The organism is Candidatus Obscuribacterales bacterium, assembly GCA_036703605.1.
In the GTDB taxonomy this organism is placed as follows: domain Bacteria; phylum Cyanobacteriota; class Cyanobacteriia; order RECH01; family RECH01; genus RECH01.
Genome location: DATNRH010000287.1, coordinates 1 through 2,912, shown reverse-complemented (window position 1 = coordinate 2,912; position 2,912 = coordinate 1). Strand labels below are relative to the sequence as shown.

1 protein-coding gene and 2 pseudogenes are annotated in these 2,912 nt (G+C 56.4%); all 3 read right to left on the bottom strand.

Going from position 1 to position 2,912, the window contains the following annotated elements; genetic code table 11:
• A partial coding sequence (locus V6D20_06105; GenBank protein ID HEY9815358.1) for a hypothetical protein occupies nt 1–281 on the bottom strand: 281 nt, incomplete at its 3' end.
• Nucleotides 264–594 (bottom strand): annotated as a pseudogene (locus V6D20_06100) (IS1 family transposase). The gene V6D20_06105 and the pseudogene V6D20_06100, both read right to left, overlap by 18 nt.
• 1,144 nt (nt 595–1,738) lie before the next feature.
• A pseudogene (locus V6D20_06095) lies at nt 1,739–2,515 on the bottom strand (hypothetical protein).
• Between the last annotated feature and the right edge of the window lie 397 nt (nt 2,516–2,912).

Here is a 2,912-nt window from a genome sequence, read left to right as displayed (position 1 = left end):
ACGCACTCCACTTGGCTAGGATGACGCTGGCGCAGGAGGGCATAGGCGGCTTCTGGTGCGGGTATAACGGGCTGGGCGACAATCTCCACAGTCAGCACGACGGGTTTTGGAGCTAATAGGGCGATCGCTCTCTCATCTTTTCCCTTATCTTGAACGATGAGCTGAAATTCTAGCGTATTGCCTGGCAGCAGGGTAGCAGGGCGATCGCTCTCTTCTTGATACACTAACTCAGCTAGGGAAAATTGTATTAACTCCTTAGCGGCTGGGTATTTTGTATTCACCACTGTCCACAGCCAATTTTTTTTGACCCACAAAGGTCTCTAACTCATCGAGTTGGGCCGTTTCAGGAATCTCATCATTCTCTTGAGGGATAGCTGCTGCAGCTTGGCGCACCCAGTTGATCACACTATTGTGGTTGATGCCGGTCACGCGCTCGATCGCTCGAAACCCCATACCGTTGAGGGACATGGTGACACATAGGGCTTTGACCTCTTGGCTGTATCCCTGTTGAGGATGGTCTCGGAACTGGCGGAGGTAGTCTCGGCACAGGTAGCTTTGTTTGCCGTTGCGATGCCCATTCTTGACGAATAATATGGTGGCGCAGGGTTAAAAATAGTCCAGCGCGATCGCCTGTCAAGATATAGCGCAGGGATCCGGGCAGTACCGGCTGCCACGGTTGATCCTTTGTATCTTTATTTTCTATTGGCGGTACGATCTCTATTGGCGGTACGATCGCTTGGGAGGCGTTTGGCAATAGGCTCTGGATGGCTTGGGCACGGAAATAGGGCGGCAGTCCGGCGGCGGGGCGATCGCTACCTACGGCAGAACGGAACTGAGTTTGGTAGTGGGGTGCTTGCCACCAGCGGGTTGCTTGGGGTTGCAGGTTGCCCACCATGCCTGCCTGGTCTTGGGTATAGTGGACGCTCAACCGTAGGGCACTCAGTCCCCAGGGCCAGGTGCCAGGTTCACTGGAGTCAGGACGTTCGGCAAGATAAATGGGCTGTACGCCTACAACTTGGGGTGGCGCTAAGTCAACGGGTTTCACCTCCTCGACAGGCATGGCGACACCGCCAAATTGACCTTGACGAAATCGCAGATGCTTTACGGCGGAGCGAAGCTGAAACACACGCCGGGTCAACTGCTCAGGTAAGCTTAGGTCAGTTACGACTTGGAATCGGTAGGTGGCTGTGAGGGGGGCGATCGCTGCCTCTAAATTTTCCTGGTCGGGACGGTTGATCACCCGATAGCGCAGGATAGCGATCGCTGAGTTGGGAGATAGGCGTAGGTGGGTTTGCTGAGCCCAGGTTAAGATGCGAGTCGGTAATGTTTCTGCTTCATTGGGTAAGACGTCCCAAAGATGATTAGCAACGGGGCGAAGCTGCTGGGCATCAAGGCTGAGGCATAACAATTCGGTGGACATCAGGTGGGGATGATACTCCCCACGGGCGGGACGAAACTCTAATCCAAGATAAGGACTCACCGCTAGGCTGACCGGCAGGGGATTGGCTTGTCCTTGCAGATTAAGTAAGGCTGGGAGTTGGGTAGCAGCGGCGTAGCGATGGCTGGCATCGGTTTGACCCCATAGCTTGCTGCTGCGAAGCTGTAAACCCGTGATGTGCCAAGCGATGGGCTGTTGTGAGGATTCACGCAGACGCTCAACCCCAACTTGGTACCGACGCTGTACTTCCTGAACCGAAAAGGTGCGGTCATATAGCGCCAGCCGACGATAGTCGCCTAACCAAGCGCGCCCTCTATTCAGTTCATCACCCAGAGCCAGGCGAAACTCTGCATCCCTAGGCCCAGGCTGGGGAAAGAGTTCACCCGGAAGGTTGGCGCGGGCTTGTTCTACGCCATTGATATACAGTCGAGCTTGGCCTTGGCGATCGCGGGTGTAAACAATCTGAGAAAGACCCGCAATTGCTGTTTTATCAGGGCTGGTGAGACCTGGTACGGCATTATTATCGGTTTCTGTTGTTCGCAGGCGAGCATTATAGACCGCGCCGGGCAATCCAGTGGTCAAGCCTTGCCCAAGGGTAAAATAACGAACCCCTTGATCGACCGATAAGGTAACAATGCGCTTCGGCCCTTGCCCTGACTGCACAAGCTGATTAGGTGCCAAGTGAATCCAGACTTCAATCGTGATTTCGTCTGTTTCCCGGCAGGCATCGATCAGCCGTTGGGGAACAGTAGCGGAGCGAATTAGGGTATGTGCCCGGAGTTGGAGACCACCGCCCTCTAGCCAGGTGACGCGATCGCTGTCTTGAATCGTCAAATCTAGGGCAGGGCTGAGTCCGGACTTATCCTGCACGATGCTGGAATTGCTGCTGGGGATAAAATCGTAGAGCACCTGTAAGCCAGACGCATCCAGTTGAGGAATCACCAGCAGACTAGGAGGTACGTTAGGGGGTAGTTCGGGGCTAACCTGGGGCGGATAAGTCTGACGCAGGGCATTCACGGCCTGCTGCAGGGCCGTAGCGCGGCTGAGGCGAGCTGCCGCTTCGGGGCGGGTGGCCATAACACTTTGCAGATCGTTGACGACCGGCTCCCGCTGGGGATGCTGCAGGCGAAACCAGCTTTCTTCTAGGGAGAGAGGATCTAGGCGCGGCCAGGTGCGGCCCACGGCGGTATCGAGGCTGGCGATCGCCACGTCGATGGGTTCCTGATCGCCTCGGCTAGCCAGGAGACGGGCTAGGGGGTGGCTAGGATCTTGGGACAGCAGGACAATGGGGTCAATGTGCAGCGTGGACTGCGCCTCCGTGGCAAAATCCCGCTGTTGGGGCTGAAGGCGACCCAGGAAGGGTAGGGTGAGCAGCAGCCAGAGGGGATCCTGGGGATCGGAACCGCTATAGTCTTGGGGATTGCTAGGGATGGCGAGCTGTGCGCCGTTGGGGAGAAACTGTAGGACAGTGCCG